Annotated in this window: 19 protein-coding genes; 16 read left to right on the plus strand and 3 right to left on the minus strand. The window is 64.3% G+C overall.

The window, feature by feature from the left end; genetic code table 11:
- Nucleotides 1-47 precede the first annotated feature (47 nt).
- The 8 genes from dapC to EV669_RS13655 all read left to right on the plus strand — a co-directional run bounded on the left by dapC (nt 48) and on the right by EV669_RS13655 (nt 6,149).
- The gene (dapC, locus tag EV669_RS13620) at nt 48-1,250 is read left to right on the plus strand and encodes a succinyldiaminopimelate transaminase (protein ID WP_054286982.1); all 1,203 of its coding nucleotides are present in this window, start codon (nt 48-50) and stop codon (nt 1,248-1,250) included.
- 44 nt (nt 1,251-1,294) lie between these two features.
- Nucleotides 1,295-2,116, plus strand: a complete 822-nt coding sequence (gene dapD, locus EV669_RS13625; protein ID WP_132098975.1) for a 2,3,4,5-tetrahydropyridine-2,6-dicarboxylate N-succinyltransferase — start codon at nt 1,295-1,297, stop codon at nt 2,114-2,116.
- A 185-nt stretch (nt 2,117-2,301) separates the two neighbouring features.
- Nucleotides 2,302-3,114, plus strand: a complete 813-nt coding sequence (locus EV669_RS13630; protein ID WP_054286962.1) for an ABC transporter ATP-binding protein — start codon at nt 2,302-2,304, stop codon at nt 3,112-3,114.
- A complete protein-coding gene (mlaE, locus tag EV669_RS13635) occupies nt 3,107-3,892 on the plus strand; it encodes a lipid asymmetry maintenance ABC transporter permease subunit MlaE (protein WP_054286963.1) in 786 nt (261 codons plus the stop codon). The genes EV669_RS13630 and mlaE overlap by 8 nt, the downstream gene beginning before the upstream one ends.
- A gap of 11 nt (nt 3,893-3,903) precedes the next feature.
- Nucleotides 3,904-4,392 carry an outer membrane lipid asymmetry maintenance protein MlaD gene (gene mlaD, locus EV669_RS13640; protein ID WP_054286964.1) on the plus strand — a complete coding sequence of 163 codons (489 nt, stop codon included), beginning with the start codon at nt 3,904-3,906 and terminating at the stop codon, nt 4,390-4,392.
- A gap of 56 nt (nt 4,393-4,448) precedes the next feature.
- Nucleotides 4,449-5,075 carry an MlaC/ttg2D family ABC transporter substrate-binding protein gene (locus EV669_RS13645; protein ID WP_132098984.1) on the plus strand — a complete coding sequence of 209 codons (627 nt, stop codon included), beginning with the start codon at nt 4,449-4,451 and terminating at the stop codon, nt 5,073-5,075.
- Nucleotides 5,076-5,082: 7 nt separating this feature from the next.
- Complete coding sequence (locus EV669_RS13650; protein WP_072242910.1) at nt 5,083-5,370, plus strand: STAS domain-containing protein; 288 nt, start codon at nt 5,083-5,085, stop codon at nt 5,368-5,370.
- A complete protein-coding gene (locus tag EV669_RS13655; protein WP_132098976.1) occupies nt 5,367-6,149 on the plus strand; it encodes an MlaA family lipoprotein in 783 nt (260 codons plus the stop codon). Before EV669_RS13650 ends, EV669_RS13655 begins: the two co-directional genes overlap by 4 nt.
- A 148-nt stretch (nt 6,150-6,297) precedes the next feature.
- On the opposite strand, the gene EV669_RS13660 is transcribed toward EV669_RS13655, so the two are convergent.
- The 3 genes from EV669_RS13660 to EV669_RS13670 are packed head-to-tail and all read right to left on the minus strand — an operon-like array spanning nt 6,298 to nt 12,064.
- Nucleotides 6,298-7,707 (minus strand): efflux transporter outer membrane subunit, encoded by a 1,410-nt coding sequence (locus EV669_RS13660; protein WP_132098977.1) that lies wholly within the window; start codon nt 7,705-7,707, stop codon nt 6,298-6,300.
- On the minus strand, nt 7,700-10,846 hold the full coding sequence (locus tag EV669_RS13665; protein WP_132098978.1) for an efflux RND transporter permease subunit: 3,147 nt from the start codon (nt 10,844-10,846) through the stop codon (nt 7,700-7,702). The genes EV669_RS13660 and EV669_RS13665 overlap by 8 nt, the downstream gene beginning before the upstream one ends.
- Nucleotides 10,847-10,864: 18 nt before the next feature.
- On the minus strand, nt 10,865-12,064 hold the full coding sequence (locus tag EV669_RS13670; RefSeq protein ID WP_132098979.1) for an efflux RND transporter periplasmic adaptor subunit: 1,200 nt from the start codon (nt 12,062-12,064) through the stop codon (nt 10,865-10,867).
- 196 nt (nt 12,065-12,260) lie between these two features.
- Between EV669_RS13670 and EV669_RS13675 the strand changes: the two genes are divergently transcribed.
- From EV669_RS13675 to EV669_RS13710, 8 genes are all read left to right on the plus strand, one after another.
- Complete coding sequence (locus EV669_RS13675; protein WP_132098980.1) at nt 12,261-12,908, plus strand: TetR family transcriptional regulator; 648 nt, start codon at nt 12,261-12,263, stop codon at nt 12,906-12,908.
- A gap of 40 nt (nt 12,909-12,948) precedes the next feature.
- Entirely contained in the window at nt 12,949-13,848 is a 900-nt protein-coding gene (locus EV669_RS13680) for an ABC transporter ATP-binding protein (protein ID WP_054286971.1), read from the plus strand.
- Nucleotides 13,848-14,603, plus strand: a complete 756-nt coding sequence (locus EV669_RS13685) for an ABC transporter permease (protein WP_054286972.1) — start codon at nt 13,848-13,850, stop codon at nt 14,601-14,603. Before EV669_RS13680 ends, EV669_RS13685 begins: the two co-directional genes overlap by 1 nt.
- A gap of 25 nt (nt 14,604-14,628) precedes the next feature.
- The gene (locus EV669_RS13690) at nt 14,629-14,871 is read left to right on the plus strand and encodes a BolA family protein (protein ID WP_055434527.1); all 243 of its coding nucleotides are present in this window, start codon (nt 14,629-14,631) and stop codon (nt 14,869-14,871) included.
- Nucleotides 14,872-14,875: 4 nt separating this feature from the next.
- Complete coding sequence (gene murA / locus EV669_RS13695) at nt 14,876-16,129, plus strand: UDP-N-acetylglucosamine 1-carboxyvinyltransferase (protein ID WP_054286974.1); 1,254 nt, start codon at nt 14,876-14,878, stop codon at nt 16,127-16,129.
- A gap of 149 nt (nt 16,130-16,278) precedes the next feature.
- On the plus strand, nt 16,279-17,046 hold the full coding sequence (locus EV669_RS13700) for a cache domain-containing protein (RefSeq protein WP_132098981.1): 768 nt from the start codon (nt 16,279-16,281) through the stop codon (nt 17,044-17,046).
- Entirely contained in the window at nt 16,937-18,250 is a 1,314-nt protein-coding gene (locus tag EV669_RS13705) for a methyl-accepting chemotaxis protein (RefSeq protein ID WP_132098982.1), read from the plus strand. The genes EV669_RS13700 and EV669_RS13705 overlap by 110 nt, the downstream gene beginning before the upstream one ends.
- 106 nt (nt 18,251-18,356) lie before the next feature.
- The coding region (locus EV669_RS13710; RefSeq protein ID WP_132098983.1) for an SPFH domain-containing protein at nt 18,357-19,095 on the plus strand (739 nt) is incomplete at its 3' end.

Consider the following 19,095-nt stretch of genomic DNA (forward strand, 5'->3'; position numbering starts at 1 on the left):
ATGTTTTCTGTAAGATGGACGCTTTTGTTGCGTCGCAAGGAGCCGGTGTGAATCCCCACCTCGCCCAGTTGCAGCCCTACCCCTTCCAGCGTCTGCGTGGCCTGCTGGCCGGTGCACAGCCGCCTGCCGACCTTAGGCATGTCAATCTGTCGATTGGCGAACCCAAGCATCCGGCACCGGATGTGGTGAAGACTGCTCTGACCGGCTCACTGGAAGGGTTGTCTGCCTACCCGGCCACGCTCGGCAGCGAGGCGCTACGCACTGCCTGCGCTGGCTGGCTGGCTCGCCGCTACGGCGTTGCCGTGGATGCAGCGCGGGAGGTGCTACCGGTCAACGGCAGCCGCGAGGCCCTGTTCGCCTTCGTGCAGACAGTCATCGACGCCAGCGGCCCCGAGCGTCCGGTGGTGATCTCACCCAATCCCTTTTACCAGATTTACGAGGGGGCAGCACTGCTTGCGGGGGCCGAGCCCTTCTATGTCAACTGCACCGCCGCGCACCGCTTTCAGCCGGACTGGAAGGCCGTGCCCGAATCGGTATGGCAGCGCACCCGGCTGGTGTTCGTGTGCTCGCCGGGCAACCCCACCGGTGCGGTGATGCGTCTGGAGGACTGGCAGACGCTGTTTGCGCTCTCCGACCGCTACGGTTTTGTCATCGCCAGCGACGAATGCTATTCGGAAATCTACTTTGATGCGCCTCCGCTGGGCGGCCTGGAAGCTGCTTCCAGGCTGGGGCGCGGCTTTGAGCGCCTGGTAATGTTCACCAGCCTTTCCAAGCGCTCCAATGTGCCGGGGATGCGCTCGGGCTTCGTCGCCGGCGATGCCGCACTCCTCGAAAAATTCCTGCTTTACCGCACCTATCACGGCAGTGCCATGTCGCCGGTGTTCCAGGCAGCCAGCGTGGCAGCTTGGAACGACGAGAGCCATGTTTCGGCCAACCGTGCGCTGTATGCCGCGAAGTTCGACGCCGTAACCGGACAGGTGGCTTCGGTGCTGGACGTGTGCCGTCCTGAAGCGGGCTTCTACCTCTGGGCACGCGTGCCTGACGGGGACGACGCCGCATTCGCCCGTGCCCTGTTCGAGGCCGAGCACGTCACCGTCCTGCCCGGCAGTTTTCTGGCGCGTGACGCGCACGGCACCAACCCGGGCCGCGGCTACGTCCGGCTGGCCCTGGTTGCCCCCCTCGAAGAATGCATCGAAGCGGCGTACCGCATTGTCCGCTTCGTTTCCCGAATCACGAACCCCAGCACTTGAGAGACATGACGGTTTCCATCCATCTCGCCAAAGGACTCAATCACATGCACCCGATCCAGGCCCTGATCGAAGAAGCGTTCGAACAACGCGCCGCCCTCACTCCCGCCACCGTATCGGCCGAGCTCAAGTCAGCCATCGGTCAGGTCATCGACGAACTGGACGCCGGCCGCCTGCGCGTGGCCGAGAAGATCGACGGTGAATGGGTGACGCACCAGTGGGTGAAGAAGGCCGTGCTGCTGTCCTTCCGCATCCGCGACAATGCAGTGTCGGACGACGGAGTGAGCCGCTATTTCGACAAGGTGGACACCAAGTTCGCCGAATGGAACCAAAGCCGCTTCCAGGAAGCCGGCTTCCGCGTCGTGCCGGGCGCCGTGGCACGCAAGGGCAGCTTCATCGCCCGCAATACCGTGCTGATGCCCTCCTATGTGAATATCGGCGCCTACGTGGACGAAGGCACCATGGTGGACACTTGGGCGACGGTCGGCTCCTGCGCGCAGATCGGCAGAAACGTGCACCTCTCCGGCGGTGTGGGCATCGGCGGAGTGCTGGAGCCGCTGCAGGCCAACCCCACCATCATTGAGGACAACTGCTTCATCGGCGCCCGTTCCGAGATTGTCGAGGGTGTGATCGTGGGCGAAGGCTCGGTGATCTCGATGGGTGTCTACATCGGCCAGTCCACCAAGATCTACGACCGTGAGACCGGCGAGGTCAGCTACGGCCGTGTGCCGCCGGGTTCGGTGGTGGTATCGGGCAGCCTGCCGGCCAAGGATGGCAGCCACAGCCTTTACTGCGCCGTGATCGTGAAGAAGGTGGACGCTCAGACCCGCAGCAAGACCAGCATCAACGACCTGCTGCGCGGCGTCTGAGCCGTTACGGGGTGCTGGCCCTCGGCCCGGGCACCCCGCAAAACCCATCCGTCATTAGGCCCCATCGCCCGGCTTGTCGGACGACAGGGAAAACCTTTATAATTCCGTCATCTAGGGGCGCAGCATTGCGGCCCCTGTTTTCGTTTGTTGCCGCTGTTTTGTACAGCACACACCCGGGTTCCCCCTTGGACACATTCATCGAATTCAGGAATGTCTCGTTCGCCTATGGCGAGCGGCCGATTCTGAAGAACCTCAACCTGACCGTACCGCGCGGCAAGCTCGTGGCCATCATGGGCGGCAGCGGTAGCGGCAAGACCACGCTGCTGCGGCTGATCTCCGGCCAGGTCAGGCCGCAGTCGGGCGAGGTGCGTGTGAACGGCGTGGACGTGGCCACCCTGTCGGGCCGCGCGCTCTACGAGCACCGCCGGCGCATGGGCATGCTGTTCCAGTTCGGCGCCCTGTTCACCGACCTGTCTGTGTTCGAGAACGTGGCCTTTCCTCTGCGCGAACACACCCGCCTGCCGGAGTCGATGATCCGCGACCTCGTCATCATGAAGCTGGCCGCTGTCGGCCTGCGCGGCACCCAGGACCTGATGCCCGGCGAACTTTCAGGCGGCATGGCGCGTCGTGTGGCACTGGCGCGCGCGATCGCGCTCGACCCGGCGCTGATGCTGTACGACGAGCCCTTCACCGGGCTGGACCCGATCTCGCTGGGTGTGATCGGCCATCTGATCAAGAAGCTCAACGACACCTTGGGCACCACCGCACTGATGGTCACCCACGACGTGCATACCTCGCTCGACATCGTCGACTACGTCTACTTCGTGGCCAATGGCGAGATTATCGCTGAAGGCACGCCCGAGGCCGTACGTGCTTCCGACTCGCCCTGGGTGCGGCAGTTCGTCTCCGGCCAGCCGGACGGCCCGGTGCATTTCGCCTATCCGGCCGCACGCACGTTGGCCGAAGACCTCGGTTTTCAGGGAGAGTCCGGTGTTTGAGACCATTGCCGCGCCGTGGCGCAAGCTCGGCCACCTCACCATCAACGCCATCTGGCGCTTGGGGTTCGCAGCCCGCTTCTTCGGCGCCATCCTGCTGTACTCGGGCCAGAGTCTCACGCGCTTCGGCCTCACCATCCGCGAGGTCTACTTCGCCGGGGTGCTATCGCTGATCATCATCACCGTGTCCGGCCTGTTCGTGGGCATGGTGCTGGGCCTGCAGGGTTACACCACCCTGGTGCGGTTCGGCTCGGCCGACGCGCTGGGCGCGGTGGTCGCGCTGGCGCTGCTGCGCGAACTGGGCCCGGTGCTCGCAGCACTGCTCTTCGCCAGCCGTGCAGGCAGCGCGATGACGGCGGAAATCGGCCTGATGAAGGCCACCGAGCAGCTGGACGCCATGAACGTCATGGCGGTCAACCCGATCGCGCGCGTCGTGGCCCCGCGCTTCTGGGCCGGCGTACTGTCGATGCCGGTACTGGCCGCACTCTTCAACATGATGGGGATCTTCGGCGGCTATCTTGTCGGCGTGTTGCTGATCGGCATCGACGAAGGCACCTACTGGTCCCAGATGCAAAATGCCGTCGACCTGTACGTGGACGTGGTCAACGGCCTGATCAAGAGCCTGGTCTTCGGGGCGGCCGTCACGCTGATTGCCGTTTTCGAGGGCTATGACGCCCAGCCCACTGCAGCGGGCGTATCGGCCGCCACCACGCGCACCGTGGTCACCTCGGCACTTGCCGTGCTCGCACTGGACTTTGTCCTGACAGCCTTCATGTTTTAGGAACGGATTGGATGAAACGCTCTACTATTGACCTGTGGGTCGGCCTGTTCGTGGCAATCGGCCTGATGGCCGTCACCTTCCTCGCACTGAAGGTGGCCAACCTCACCCCCACCAGCGCCCGCGAGAGTTATGTGCTGTACGCGGACTTCGACAACATCGGCGGGCTGAAGGTGAAGGCGCCCGTTAAATCCTCCGGCGTCGTGGTCGGCCGCGTAGCGGACATCCAGCTGGACACCAAGCGCTACATTGCGCAGGTGACGCTCTCGCTGGATAGCCGCTACCGCTTCAGCCGGGACGTCAGTGCCGAGATCCTCACCTCTGGCCTGCTCGGTGAGCAGTACATCGGGTTGGTGCAAGGCGGTGACGAGGAAGACTTGAAACCGGGTGAGCGCATCACCATTACCTCTTCTGCACTCGTGCTTGAGCAGCTGATCGGCAAGTTCATGACCAGCGTGGCCGAACGCCCGGACAGTGGGCCGGCCGCAAGCGCGGCGCAGTGACCGGACGCACCGCCTACCGAACCTCTGTATCACTCTTTGGAATACACACCGAAATGATGAAACGCCTTTTTATCGCCCTGGCGGCTTTTGTGGGCTTTTCGCTGGCGGCGGCGCACGCCGAGTCGTCCAACCCGGTCGACCTGGTCTCCGACACCTCGCGCCAGGTCCTTGACCTGCTGAAGAAAGATGACGGCAAGAACTCGCGCCAGGTGCGCGCGCAAGTGGAGGCGCTGGTCGTGCCGAAGTTCGACTTCAAGCGCATGACCGCCCTGGCCGTGGGCCGTGGCTGGCGCGATGCCACGCCCGACCAGCAGGCCGAGCTGTCCAGCCAGTTCCAGTCGCTGCTTACCCGAACCTATGCGTCGACGATGTGGCGCTTCAAGCAGGCGCAGATCGACGTGAAGCCCAATGCAACGCTGACGCCGGACGGCCGCGAGGCCACCGTACGCAGCGAGGTGCTGCTGCCCAACAGTGCCGACAAGAAGCCGGTGTCGGTGGACTACATCCTCTACCGCACCCCGCAGGGCTGGCGCGTGTACAACGTCATCGTGGAAGGCGCGAGCCTGGTGACGGTGTATCGTAACCAGTTCAACGAGGAAATCCGCAAGAACGGCATCGACGGCCTGATCAAAGTGCTACGCACAAAAAACGACAGCGTGCCGCCGGTGGCGCGCGCAGGCTGAGCCCCCAATGAAGGTTCTGACCTGCCCGTCGGCACGATTGGATCTTGCACAGGCCGAACAGCTGTTCGGCCTGTGGCAGGCGGCCGCCCGGAATGACGATGTCACGCTGGACCTCTCCGGCGTGACCTCTGCGGACTCGTCGGCCCTGGCTCTGATCCTGGAAACGCTGCGCGCCGCCGGCTCCGCCGGCCACCGCGTCAGTGTGGCGCATCTTCCGGCCAGCCTGCACGGGCTGGCTGCACTTTACGGACTCGGCCCCTGGCTGGGACGACTCGAAGGGAACACTGCGGCATGAAACTCGCCTCTACCGTACTTCTCGCAGCCGTACTGGCCACCACCGGCTGTGCCTCGGCCCCCACCTCGCCGCAGGACCCGCTGGAGCCGATGAACCGCGCGGTATACCGCTTCAATGACGTGGCCGACCGGGCCGTGATGAAACCCCTGGCCCAAGGCTACCGCACCGTCACCCCCCAGCCGGCCCGTACTGCGGTCAGCAACTTCTTCGGCAACCTGCGTGATGTGCAGAGCGCCCTCAATCACGTGCTGCAGGCCGAGCCTGAGCGTGCGCTTAACGACGTCATGCGCGTGGCCATCAACAGTACCTTCGGGCTATTCGGCCTGATCGACATCGCCACCCCCGCCGGCCTGAAGAGCTACAAGGCCGGCTTTGGCGATACCCTGGCCCGCTGGGGCTGGAAGAGCAGCAGCTATCTCGTACTGCCACTTCTGGGACCCTCGACAGTGCGGGATGGCCTGGGCACGGCGGTGAACATCGCAGCCGACCCGACGGGGGAGGCCTGGCCCACCCACACCAGCCGTAGCGTCGGCATCGGCGTGAACGCGGTCAGCGTCCGCGAACGTCTGCTCGGCATGGAAAAGACCGTGGAAGAGGCCGCCCTCGACCCTTACAGCTATACCCGCGATGCCTATCTGGCCTTGCGTGCGCAGCAAGTGGGAACGCCACAACTCAACGATGGCAGCCCCACCGACGACCTGGACATCGACGAACTGGTCCCGGTGCCTACGGACCCCGCCACGCAGGCGGTGCCAGTGGATGCCTCCGCAGCCCAGTAAATCCTGCTGCCCGGTTTCGGGGCACCCTGAGGGGTGCCCTTTTTCATGCCTTCACAGCGTCCTTTCGGTAACGGTCAATACCTACGTCAGCCAGACAGAGCATGAAAAAACCCCGCCGAGGCGGGGCCGACACCCAGCAGCAAGGAGCTCAGCCTTGGGGGACCTGCTGCCACCCCCCGCCCAGCGCCTTGTACAAGGACACGGAAGCATTGAGGGCGGCAAGACGGGTGTCCACCAGGCTCAGCTCTGCCTGGAAAACCCCACGCTCCGCATCCAGCACATCCAGATAGGTGGCATAGCCATTGTCGTAACGCAACCGCGCCAGACGCAGCGCCTCGTTGAGTGCGGCCAGGCGCGTGGCCTCGGCCTGCTGCCGTTCGCGGGCGGCACGGCCTTGGGACAGCGCATCCAGCGTTTCGGCAAAAGCCGTCTGCAAGGCACGCTCGTAGCCGGCCAGCGCCTGACGCTGCCGGGCGTTGGCCGCCTCGACCCCCGCTGCGGTGCGACCAAAGTCGAAGATCGGCGCGGCAAGGTTGCCCACGAAACTCCAGGTCCGGGCCGGGCCAGAGAAGAGGCCGCTGAGTGAGGTGCTTTCACTGCCCAGTGCACCGGTCAGGCTGATCGTGGGCAGATAGGCAGCCCGGGCCACACCGATACGGGCGTTGGCCGCCACCAGCTGGGCCTCGGCCGCGGCCACGTCGGCACGACGCACCAAGAGGTCGGAAGGAAGGCCGGCGGGAACCACCGGCGGCGGCACAAAGGCGCCCAATGCCTTACCGCGGCCCACCGGGCCTTCCACCAGAGCCCGCGGCGAGCGGCCGACGAGTACCGCCAAGGCATGCTCTGTCTGCTCCACCGACTGGCGCAGCGACGGTACGGTGGAGCGGGCACTGGCGGCCTCGGCCTCGGCCTGCCGGTAATCCAGTTCGGACGTCATGCCGCCACGGTAGCGCTTCTCGCGTAGCCGCAGTGCCTCCTCGCGGCTTTCCAGGGTGCGCCGTGCGATGTCGTACTGGGCATCCAAGGCACGCAGTTGGAAATAGGTCTGAGCCACCTGGGCCGCCAGAGACAGCTGCAATGCGTCGCGGTTGGCGGCCGATGCGGTCACTTCGGCCCGGGCGGCCTCGTTGGCGCGGCGCAGCCGGCCCCAGAGGTCCAGTTCCCAGGACAACACGGCATTGGCTTGGCGCACGTCCCCGACCAGCGGTGTGCCGGGCGCGGTCACCTCGGCCGACTGGCGGGCTCGCTGGTAGCCGGCATTGGCATTGAGGGCTGGCAGCAGGTTGGCACGCGCCAGACCGGCCGCCGCCCGCGCCTCGTCGACCCGGGCCGCCGCTGCGGCCAGATCGCGGTTGTACGTCAGCGCTTCACCGACCAAGCTGTCGAGCACCGGGTCGCCAAAGCCGGTCCACCACTGGTGATCAACCGCAGCAACGTTGGCCGAAGCGCCGGGCCAGGCTGTCGGCAGGTCGGCCACCGGGCGGGTGTAGTCCGGGCCGATGGCGCAGCCGGCCAGAGTTGTGGCCACCAGCGTGGCCAGCAGGGTTCGCTTAAACATCGGCAGCGTCTCCTTCGGTCTTTTTCTTGAGCACGATCGGCTTGTTGCGATGCGTGAGCTTCATGATGAGCATGAAGAACAGGGGGATGAAGAAGGTGGCGATGAAGGTGGCCGCCAACATCCCGCCGATCACACCGGTGCCGATCGAGTGACGGCTGGCCGCGCCGGCACCGCTGGAGATTGCCAGTGGCACGCAGCCCAGGATGAACGCCAGCGAGGTCATGATGATCGGACGGAAGCGCAGCTTGGCCGCTTCGATGGCGGCGTCAGCAAAGCTCAGCCCCTCCTCCATCTTGAGTACGGCGAACTCCACGATCAGGATCGCGTTCTTGGCGGCCAGGCCGATCAGCGTGACCAGGGCCACCTGGAAGTACACGTCGTTGGCCAGGCCACGCAGCCAGTTGGCCGCCAGGGCGCCGAAGACGGCGAAGGGCACCGCCATCAGCACCGCCACCGGCAGGGTCCAGCGCTCGTACTGTGCGGCCAGGATCAGGAACACCATGATGATGCCGAACACGAACACGATGGCCGACGAACCGCCGGTGGACTTCTCCTGGAAGGCCGAGCCGGTCCATGCCAGGGTGTAGTCCTCGCCCAGCACTTCGGCCGCCACCTGCTCCATCGCGGTCAGCGCCTCACCCGAGCTGTACCCCGGCGCCGGCCCCCCCACGATCTTGGCGGCGGCAAACACGTTGAAGCGCTCGAGCGTTTCAGGGCCAGTGCTTTGCTCGATGTTGACCAGGGCCGTCAGCGGGATCATCTGGCCGCTCTGCGAACGCACGTACACCGATCGCAGATCCTCCACCTTGGTGCGGAACTCGGCTTCGGACTGCAGCTGCACCTTGAAAATGCGGCCGAACTTGTTGAAGTCGTTCACGTACAGCGAGCCGAAGGTGCTCTGCATGGTGTCGAACACACTGTTGATCGGCACGCCCAGCGCCTTGGCCTTCTCACGGTCCAGCTTCACGAACAGCTGGGGCACGTTGGCCGAAAAGGTCGTCTGCAGCCCGGTCAGCTCGGGCCGCTTGGAGGCGGCGGCCACCAGCTTCTGCGTAATCTCGCCCAGCGCCTGCGGGCTGCCGCCGGCACGGCTCTGCACGTAGCCTTCAAACCCCCCGGTGTTGGACATGCCCGAAATCGGCGGCGGGTTGAACGCCAGCACGAAGGCATCCTTTACCTGCATGCCCATGCCAAAGATCTGCTGCACGATCGACTGCGCCTGCGTCTCCTGGGTGGTGCGCTCATCCCACGGCTTCAGCGTCACGAAGGTCACACCGGCATTGCTCTTATTGGAGCCCGAGAGGATGTCGAAGCCGGCGAAGCTCATCACGTCCTTCACTGCCGGGTTCTTGATCAGCATCGCATCGAGCTGGTTCATCGCCGTGGCGGTGCGGGTGATCGCTGCGCCGTCCGGCAGGAAGGTAGCCGAGAGCACATAGCCCTGATCCTCTTCCGGTGCCAGGCTGGACGGAATGATGCGGAACAGGCCGACGGTGGCCACCACCAGCCCCACGAACAGCAGCAGGCCGACTGCCACCCGCTTGATCAGGAAGCGCACACCACTGGTGTAGCGCATGGTAGCGCGGTCGAAGAAGGCGTTGAACTTGTCAAAGAGATGGTGGGTGTGCTGATGCTCGGGCTTGAGCAGGAGCGCACACAGCGCCGGAGTCAGCGTCAGTGCCACCAGCCCGGAAATCGTCACCGACATCGCGATGGTAATGGCGAACTGCTTGTACATTTGCCCAGCGATCCCGCCGAGGAAGGCCACCGGTACGAACACCGAGCACAGTACCAGCACGATGGCCACCACCGGGCCGGATACCTCGCGCATTGCCTGCAGCGTCGCCTCCATCGGTGGGCGCCCCTCCTGCATCATGATGCGCTCGACGTTCTCCAGTACCACGATTGCATCGTCCACCACGATCCCGATCGCCAACACCATGCCGAACAGCGTCAGCGTGTTGATCGAGAAGCCAAGGAGGTACATGCCGGCAAAGGTACCCACGATCGACACCGGCACTGCCAGGCAGGGAATCAGCGTGGCACGCCAGTTCTGGAGGAAGAGGTATACCACCAGGAACACCAGCACCATGGCCTCGACCAAGGTGTGGATCACTTCGCGGATCGACACCTCCACGAAGCGGGTGGTGTCGTAGGGGATGCCGAACGACATGCCCTGCGGAAACTTCGCCGCCAGCCGCTGCATGGTGGCCTCTACGGCCTTGGCGGTGTCGAGCTGGTTGGCGCCCGGCGCAAGGAAGATCCCGATCGGGATCGAGGGCTTGCCGTTGTGCTTGCCGAAGAAGTTGTAGTTGAGCGCCCCGAGCTCCACGCGCGCCACGTCCTTGACCCGCACTTTGGAGCCGTCGGGGTTGGCGCGGACAATGATGTTCTCGAACTCTTCCGGTTCGGCCAGGCGCCCTTGGGTGGTCACGGTGTAGGTGAACTCGGTCGCCTGGCGCAGCGGCTCTGCCCCGATCTTGCCTGCAGCAAACTGGGAGTTCTGCTCACGGATGGCCTGGGCCACGTCACCGGGTGTAAGCCGTAGCTGCGCCAGCTTGTCCGGCCGTAGCCAGATACGCATCGAGTAGTCCTGCGCGGTGAAGTTCTGCACCTCGCCCACGCCCGGGATCCGCCGCAGCTCGTCCACCACGTTCAGGAGCGCATAGTTGCTCATGAACAGTGTGTTGTAGCGGTTGTCGGGCGAATAGAGCGAGATCACCTGCAAGAAGGACGACGAACGCTTCTGCACGTTCACCCCCTGCCGGCGTACCTCCTCGGGCAGCTGCGAGAGCGCCGACTGGACGCGGTTGTTGACGTTGATCGCCGCCTGATCGGGATTGGTGCCGATCTTGAAGGTTACGTTGAGCGACAGCGTGCCGTTGCTGGAGCTGAACGACTGCACATACAGCATGTCGTCCACGCCGTTAATGGCCTGCTCCAGCGGCGCGGCCACGGTCTCGGCAATCACCTCGGCCGAAGCGCCGGGATAGGTCGCCATCACCGATACCGAAGGCGGCACGATCTGCGGGTACTGCTCCACCGGCAGTGCCTTGAGGGCAGCCAGGCCGGCCAGCAGGATCACGATCGAGAGCACCGTCGCAAAGATCGGGCGGCGGATGAAGAAAGCGGAAAACATGGATCAGGTCTCCTTGCCTCAGCCCTGCTTGGCCGGGGCGGAAGCATCGGTCGCGGCCGGCTGTACCGGCTGCGGCTTCACGGTCATGCCGGGGCGGATCTTGATGATGTTCTCCACCACCACTTGGTCGCCGGCCTTGAGGCCCTGCTCCACCACCACGTCGCTGCCCACCGCCTGCGATACGGTGATCGGGCGCGGCTCCACCTTGTTGCCGGCCCCCACCACCCACACCATCTTGCCCTGCTGGCTGGTCAGAACCGCCCGTTGCGGCACGGTGATGGTGTTGGCGCGCACGGCACCCTTGAGCTGGACGCGCACGAACTGCCCCGGCAGGATCTGGCCCTGCGGGTTGGCAAAAGTGGCACGCGAACGCACGGTGCCGGTGGCGCTGTCGACGATGTTGTCGGTGAAGTTCAGGCGGCCCACACGGTCGTAGCTGCTGCCGTCGGCGAGCTTGAGCGACACGCTGAAGTCACCGCCGGTGGAAAGCTTCAGCCGTCCCGACTCCTGCTGTTGGCGGATATTCAGCATGTCGGTGTCGGACATGCTGAAATTGACGTAGATCGGATCCATTTGCGAGATCTTGGTCAGCAGGCTGCTCTCACTGTTGGCCACCACCAGACTGCCCTCGGAGCGTACCTCCTGGCTGGTCATTCCCGAAATCGGCGCGGTGACACGGGTGTAGTTCAGGTTGATCTGCGCCTCCTTGAGCTGCGCCCGCGCGGCTGCAACCGAAGCCTGCGCCGCGGCATAGGCCGCCACCGCGTCGTCGCGGTCTTTCTGGCTGACAGCGTTCTCCTTGAACAGGGGCAGGATGCGCTCGTAATCCTGCTTGGCCCGCACCAGCTGCGACTCCTGCACTTTCAGATTGGCGGCGGCCTGATCCAGGGCCGCTTGGAAGGGTTCGGGGTCAATACGGAACAGCAGATCACCCTTCTTCACCGGGCGTCCTTCGGTGTAGGCGCGGTCCAGCAAGATGCCCCCTACGCGGGCACGTACTTCCACCTCTCGCGAGCCCGCGGCCTGGCCAACGTACTCGAAAGTCACGGGAACATCGTGGGGCGCAACGTGCAGGACCGGGGCCGGCATCGGCGGCATCGCCTGGGCCGCGCCTTCGGCCGACCCTTCCTTCTTGCCGCAGGCTGCCAAGCTGACGGCCAGCACGGTCAGCACCAGCCAACGCGGGACCGGAATGCGGTTCGGGTGTTCTTTCCTCATTTTCTGATTCCTTGAAGTGTGCCAATCCTGGGCCATCCTACTCTCCGAATGCTTATAAAGCCATGTCCGGTCGCAAGCAGGCGGCATAACGATCTCTGGTATTTTACATACGTTCTTGCATGTATGTAAATTTGATTGGGCAAGAGGTACAATCCCCTTATCGTGAAAACAGGCTTTGATGGCAGGAGAGGTCCGCATGGTCCGACGCACCCGTGAAGAAGCGGAGCAAACGCGCTGTCTGCTCCTGGACACCGCCGAACAGCTGTTCAGCGTCAAGGGCGTGTCCAAGACCACGCTGGCTGACATCGCCACCGCTGCCGGCCTGACGCGCGGCGCGGTGTACTGGCACTTCGAGAACAAGCTGGACCTCTATCGCGCCATGCTCGACCGGGTTGCCCCGGCCTTCGACACCATCCGCACCGAACTGCTGACCGCAGCCGAGGCCGACCCGGCGCAGGCGCTGTGGGCCCACAGCCTCAACGTCAACCGGGTGATTGCCTCCGAGCCGCAGATACGCCGCATCCTGCTCATCCTCCTCAAGCGCAGCGAACACGTCGACGAGCTGGCGCCCATCCATGATGAGTGTGTGGCGCACATGCGGGAAGGGCAGGATGTCCTCCGCCAGATTTTCCAACTTGCCTGCGACCGGCACCAGACCCTGCCGCACGTGGACCCGACGCTGGCGGCCTGTGCGTTGCAATCCATCCACAACGGCATGATCGACCTGAGCCTTGAGGACAGTGGCTGCTTCGATCTGGAGCATCAGGCGGGCGATGTCCTCGCCTACCTCTATCGCGGGCTCTTCCGGTCCGAAGTCCTGGAGAATCTCTCCCCCCGTCTTTAAGCGGGCGCTATAATTGCGCTTTTTGCGTGGCGCCCTTTCCATGCCGGCGATCGAAATCCAGTCGGTCAGCAAGCGTTACGGTGCCTTCACGGCGCTCGACAACGTCAGCTTCACCGTCGAACCGGGCGAATTCTTCGCCCTCTTAGGCCCCAACGGGGCCGGCAAGACCACCCTCATCTCTGCCATGGCAGGCCTGTCGCGGCCGAGCGAAGGCCGCATCCGCATCATGAACCACGATGTGGTCGACGACTTCCGCGCTGCGCGGATGAGTCTGGGTGTGGTGCCGCAGGAGCTGGTGTTCGACCCTTTCCTCAGCGTGCGCGAGACGCTGCGTTTCCAGTCTGGCTACTTCGGCTTGGCCCGCAACGATGCCTGGATCGACGAGCTGCTGTTCAAGCTGGGGCTATCGGACAAGGCCGACGCCAACATGCGTGCGCTCTCGGGCGGCATGAAGCGCCGCGTGATGGTGGCCCAGGCCTTGGTACACCGGCCGCCGGTGATCGTGCTGGACGAGCCGACCGCCGGCGTGGACGTGGAACTGCGCCAGAGCCTGTGGGTGTTCATCCGCGAACTCAACGCCGCCGGCCATACGATCGTGCTCACCACCCACTATCTGGAAGAAGCGGAGACCCTCTGCAACCGCATCGCAATGCTGAAGAAGGGCCGGCTGATCGCGCTGGAGGAAAAAGAAAAGCTCCTGGCGCACAGCGTGGCACGCGAGGTGTCGCTGAAGCTTTCGGCCAAGCTGCCGCCTGCGCTCGAAAGCCTGAAGGTGCGCGAAGAGAACGGGCGCGTGGTGCTGGCCCTTGCGGAAATCGCCCAGCTCGAAACCGTCCTCGCCACGCTGCGCACTGCCGCAGTGGAGGTACGGGAGCTGTCGGTGGGCGAGACCGACCTTGAAAGCGTCTTCGTGCGCATGATGCATGGAGGAAGCGTTTAATGCAGGGATTCCTCACACTGTTCAAGAAGGAGCTGGTCCGCTTCTGGAAGGTGTCCTTCCAGACGGTGGCCGCCCCGGTGCTCACCGCGCTGCTATACCAGCTGATCTTTTCGCACGTGCTGTCGCAGCATGTGGAAGCCTACCCGGGCGTGAGCTACACCGCCTTCCTGATTCCCGGGCTGGCGATGATGTCGATGGCGCAGAACGCCTTTGCCAACAGTTCATCCAGCCTCATCCAGTCCAAGATCACCGGCAACATCGTCTTCCTGCTGCTGCCGCCGCTGACCGCCTCGGAATTCTTCGGTGCCTATCTGCTGGCTGCGGTGGTACGTGGACTGGCTGTAGGGGCAGGCGTACTGGTGGTCACCGGGTGGTTCGGCCTCTCCTGGCCCGAGCACCCGGGATGGGTATTGCTGTTCGCATTGCTGGGCTCGGCCCTGCTGGGCACGCTGGGGGTGATTGCCGGCATCTGGGCCGAAAAATTCGACCAGCTCGCAGCCTTCCAGAATTTCCTGATCATGCCGCTGACCTTCCTGTCGGGCGTGTTCTACTCCATCAAGGGGCTGCCGCCGCTGTGGTATGCGGTCTCGCACCTGAACCCCGTGTTTTATATGATTGACGGCTTCCGCTACGGCTTTTTCGGCCAGGCCGACGTCAGCCCCTGGCTATCGCTGGGGGTGCTGGCCACCGCCACAGGTGCCTTGGCGTTTCTTGCGATCCGCCTGATCGACCGCGGCTACAAGCTCCGTCATTGACAAAGAAATCTTCCAGGATACGTGCATGGTTACTGCAGAACAGGTTCAACAGTACATCGCCGCAGGCTTGACCTGCGACTACCTGACCGTGGCGGGCGATGGCCAACACTTCGAGGCCGTAATCGTGGCGGCCGCTTTCTCGGGCAAAAACCGCGTAGAACGCCACCGGCTGGTGTACCAGGCGCTGGGCGACCGGATGCGTGCGGAAATCCACGCGCTGTCAATGAAAACCCTGAGCCCCGAAGAATGGGCTCAACAGCAGGGCTGATACCATGCAGAAACTTCTGATCCACGGCAACGGCCCGCTCAACGGCGAGATCCGTGTCTCGGGCGCCAAGAATGCCGCGCTGCCCATCCTCTGTGCTGGCCTGCTGACCGCCGATACCCTAAGGCTGGGCAACGTGCCCATGCTGCGCGACGTCAACACCACCCAGCGGCTGCTGCAGGAGATGGGCGCCCGTGTGATGACGGACAATGTCCGCGAAGTCGAGATTACCGCCGCACACATCGGCAATCTGGTGGCGCCGTACGAACTGGTGAAGACGATGCGCGCTTCCATCCTGGTGCTGGGCCCGACCCTGGCGCGCTTCGGCGAGGCCACCGTTAGCCTGCCCGGTGGCTGCGCCATCGGCAGCCGCCCGATCGAGCAGCACATCAAGGGACTGGTGGCGATGGGGGCGGAAGTCACGATCGAGCACGGCTACGTGAAGGCCCGTGCCAAGCGGCTGCGCGGCGCCACCGTCGTCATGGACATGGTGACGGTCACCGGCACCGAGAACCTGCTGATGGCCGCCACCTTGGCCGAAGGCACCACCGTACTGGAAAACGCTGCCCGCGAGCCCGAAGTCACCGATCTGGCGCTCTGCCTCAACAAGATGGGCGCACGCATCTCGGGCATCGGCACCGACCGTCTGGTGATCGAGGGCGTGGAGCGGCTGCACGGCGCGCAGCATGACATCATGCCGGACCGGATCGAGGCAGGTACCTTCCTCGTTGCCGCCGCCATGACCCGGGGCCACGTGGTGCTGCGCAACGCAGCACCCAAGACCATGGAGGCCATCCTCGACAAGCTGGTCGAGACCGGCGCCATCATCGAGGCGGGGGACGACTGGATCTCGCTGGACATGAAGCAACGCCCGAAGGCGGTGAACGTGCGCACCCTGCCCTACCCGGCCTTCCCCACCGACATGCAGGCCCAGCTGATGACGCTGAACACCGTAGCCGAAGGGGCAGCTGTGGTCACCGAAACCATCTTCGAGAACCGCTTCATGCATGTACCCGAACTCAACCGCATGGGCGCGCGTATCGAGGTGGAAGGCAACACCGCCATCGTCAAGGGGGTGGAAAAGCTGTCCGGCGCAACGGTGATGGCCACCGACCTGCGGGCCTCGGCCTCGCTGGTGATTGCCGGCCTCGTGGCCGAAGGCGAGACGATCGTGGACCGCATCTATCATCTGGACCGCGGTTACGAACACATCGAGAAAAAACTCAATGCTGTGGGGGCCCGGATCGAACGCCTGGACTGAGCAACCAGCCGCCGTCCCGGACAAGGCCCGCCCCGTGCGGGCCTTTTTCTTTCCTGAAAGCGACACCCTGATAAAGGGTTTACCCGCAGAACGGCCGGGCCCGCTACCATGTAACAAAACCATAACAACCTGACCTGCGCGAGGTTTCCATGCTGTCTACCATCAAACGCAAGCTGGTGGCGGGCTGTGCCCTGCTGGCATTGCTCGGCTTTGCCATCCTCATCGGGTTCAATGCCTACACCCACTATCAGGCGGCCCGCGAGGCCACGCTCAAGGAAGCCCGCCTGATCGCCGAGCGTGAGGCGGGCACCGTGCAGCGCTCACTGGAGGAGGCGTACTACAGCACGCGCGCGCTGGCACAGGCCAGCCTCGCACTGCGCAGCCAACCGTCGGCCGAAGGACGGCAACGGCTATCGGAGGTGGTACGGGCGCAGGTGGCGGTCCATCCGCAGGCCGTCGGCTATTTCGTCATATGGGAAGCCAACGCCTTCGACGGGCAGGACAGCCAGCACACTGGGCCGACGGGTGGACGCTACGGGGTGTACTGGTATCGCAAGGAGGGCAAGACCGACGTGATCTACGGCACAGAGGGTGTGGACGAAAGCCCCTACTATACCGAGCCCAAGCAGCAAGGGCGACCCGTGCTGACCGAGCCCTACGTAGACAGTGATATCAAGATCCTGATGGGCACCGTCTCCTTCCCTATGGTGGCCGATGGGCGTGTACTCGGTGTGGCCGGCTGCGATGTGGCGCTGACGGCCCTGCAGGGCATGGCGGAAAAGATCAAACCCTACGGCTTGGGCTTACATGTCGATCTACTCGCATGGCGGGGCGGCACTCGCCGGGTTACCTTCCGCAGCGCTGGGCAAACCGGACCCGGATCTGCCCGCCGAGGCGCGCGAGGCCATCGGTCATAGTGCCGCGTACGAGTACGCGAGCGCTGACGGCTTCTACCATTTTCTAGTGCCAGTGCGGGTGGGAAGCACGGCGGCGGCCTGGTCGGTACGCATCTCGATTCCGCTGGAGACCGCGCTGGCGCCGGTCAAGCAGGCCCAGTGGAAGGCTGTGGGGATCAGTGTGCTCATTCTCGGCGTGATCGTGCTGTTGCTGGCTGCGCTGACCGGATGGCTGTTGCGCCCGCTGGAAGCGCTGCGTACCGCGATGGGCGAGCTGGCCAGTGGCGAAGGCGACCTGACGCGTCGGCTGGACATCCACAGCGGTGACGAGATCGGTGTGGTCGCCAGTGCCTTCAACCGTTTTATCGACGCACTGCAAGGGATGATGGGGGAGGTGCAACAAAACAGCCAGACCCTAAATGGCGCCGCCCACGATCTTTCAGGGGAAATGACACGCCTGCGCTCCACCTCGGCGGGCCAATCGCAGGCAGCACATGCGACTGCTTCCAGCATCGAGGAGCTGTCGGTCAGCATCACCCATATCGCCGATGCCGCACAGCGTGCCCACGGCCTGGCCGATGAAGCCAGCGAACTTGCAGGCGGCGTGTCGGATGAAGTGGTCGCCACCGCGCACGAGATCGGCCGGATGGCGGAAACGGTGCATGGCCTGGCCGACACCCTATCCGGACTGGACAACCGTTCGGAAGAGATCAGCCGAATCGTGGGGGTCATCCACGACATTGCCGACCAGACCAATCTGCTCGCTCTTAATGCGGCGATCGAGGCCGCCCGGGCGGGCGAGCAGGGGCGCGGCTTTGCGGTGGTGGCCGATGAGGTGCGCAAGCTGGCAGAGCGTACCGCACAGGCCACGCTGGAGATCGGCGGTATGATCGAGCGCATCCAGAGTGAAACGCGCCTGGCCAGCGCCAGCATGTCCCAAACACTGGAACAGGTGGATGGCGGCGTGCGGATGGCCGAGCAGGCCGCTGTGTCGATCGGCATCATCCGGGACCGAAGCCAGGCCGTGGTCGCCACCGTCAGCGACATCGCCTCCGCCACCGCCGAGCAGTCGTCGGCCAGCCAGGACATTGCCCGCCATATCGAAGCCATCCATGCCATGGTCAGCCAGACCGACCATTCGCTGGGCGAAGCCCAGCAGGCCACCGAGGCACTGCGTCGCCTGGGGGATGAACTGGCGCGGCTGGTCGCACGCTTCCGCCTCTAAAGCCAATGAAGGGTTGGCCGAAGCAGATTTTCGGCCAACCTTGCGCCCGGTCGTGTTTGTCACAGGAGGATGACATAATCATCGCGTCCCTTACCTAGGAGCGATCATGTTCTTCCTACCCGTTGCCATATTCATCGTCTTTCTGGTGCTGGCCGGCGTGCGCATCGTCAAGCAGCAGACAGCCGCCATCGTCGAAACCTTCGGCCGCTACTCCCGAACCCTCAAGCCCGGTCTCAACTGGATCATCCCATTCGTACAAAACGTGGCCCGGGTTGTCGACTTGCGCATCCGCGAGTTGCAGGCCCAGGTCGAAGTGAAGACCCGCGACAACATGTTCGTTTCGCTGCCGGTGGCCATCATGGTCCAGGCAGTGGAGGAACGCGCTGCCGACGCCTACTACCAGCTCGCCAACCCGGCCGAACAGGTCTCGACCTGGGTGCTCAACACGCTGCGCTCTTCGACGGCGTCGATGGAACTGCAGGAGCTCTACGAAGACCGGCAGCGTCTGGCCGCCGAAGTGGAAGAAGCCTTGGTAGAGCGCCTCTCCGCGTATGGCTACCGCGTCGTGGGCGTACTCGTTGATCAGCCGACGGTCTCTGCCGAAGTACAGGCCTCGTTCAACCGGGTGGTCACTTCCCAGCGCGAGAAGGAGGCTGCCGAGCAGGAAGCCCAGGCACTGCGTATTCGCATCGTCGGCGAAGCCCGCGCCGAGGCTGAAGCCCAAGAACTGCGTGCGCAGGGCTTGGCCAAGGCCCGAGCGATTTTGAGTGAGAGTTTGACGGAGGCGGTGACGCGTGCGAAGCAGGAGGGGCTGCACGAGGACGACATCATGAACCTGCTTTTGG

Origin of the sequence: Gulbenkiania mobilis, assembly GCA_004346645.1 — a bacterium.
GTDB classification, from domain to species: domain Bacteria; phylum Pseudomonadota; class Gammaproteobacteria; order Burkholderiales; family Chromobacteriaceae; genus Gulbenkiania; species Gulbenkiania mobilis.

Coding starts and splice junctions, on each gene's coding strand:
- EV669_RS13665 (WP_132098978.1), bottom strand. CDS start 10,846: ATGTTTTCCGCTTTCTTCATCCGCCGCCCGATCTTTGCGACGGTGCTC.
- EV669_RS13660 (WP_132098977.1), bottom strand. CDS start 7,707: ATGTTTAAGCGAACCCTGCTGGCCACGCTGGTGGCCACAACTCTGGCC.
- dapD (WP_132098975.1), top strand. CDS start 1,295: ATGCACCCGATCCAGGCCCTGATCGAAGAAGCGTTCGAACAACGCGCC.
- EV669_RS13700 (WP_132098981.1), top strand. CDS start 16,279: ATGCTGTCTACCATCAAACGCAAGCTGGTGGCGGGCTGTGCCCTGCTG.
- EV669_RS13675 (WP_132098980.1), top strand. CDS start 12,261: ATGGTCCGACGCACCCGTGAAGAAGCGGAGCAAACGCGCTGTCTGCTC.
- EV669_RS13685 (WP_054286972.1), top strand. CDS start 13,848: ATGCAGGGATTCCTCACACTGTTCAAGAAGGAGCTGGTCCGCTTCTGG.
- EV669_RS13670 (WP_132098979.1), bottom strand. CDS start 12,064: ATGAGGAAAGAACACCCGAACCGCATTCCGGTCCCGCGTTGGCTGGTG.
- EV669_RS13690 (WP_055434527.1), top strand. CDS start 14,629: ATGGTTACTGCAGAACAGGTTCAACAGTACATCGCCGCAGGCTTGACC.
- EV669_RS13705 (WP_132098982.1), top strand. CDS start 16,937: ATGTCGATCTACTCGCATGGCGGGGCGGCACTCGCCGGGTTACCTTCC.
- EV669_RS13645 (WP_132098984.1), top strand. CDS start 4,449: ATGAAACGCCTTTTTATCGCCCTGGCGGCTTTTGTGGGCTTTTCGCTG.
- EV669_RS13650 (WP_072242910.1), top strand. CDS start 5,083: ATGAAGGTTCTGACCTGCCCGTCGGCACGATTGGATCTTGCACAGGCC.
- EV669_RS13655 (WP_132098976.1), top strand. CDS start 5,367: ATGAAACTCGCCTCTACCGTACTTCTCGCAGCCGTACTGGCCACCACC.
- EV669_RS13680 (WP_054286971.1), top strand. CDS start 12,949: ATGCCGGCGATCGAAATCCAGTCGGTCAGCAAGCGTTACGGTGCCTTC.
- murA (WP_054286974.1), top strand. CDS start 14,876: ATGCAGAAACTTCTGATCCACGGCAACGGCCCGCTCAACGGCGAGATC.
- mlaD (WP_054286964.1), top strand. CDS start 3,904: ATGAAACGCTCTACTATTGACCTGTGGGTCGGCCTGTTCGTGGCAATC.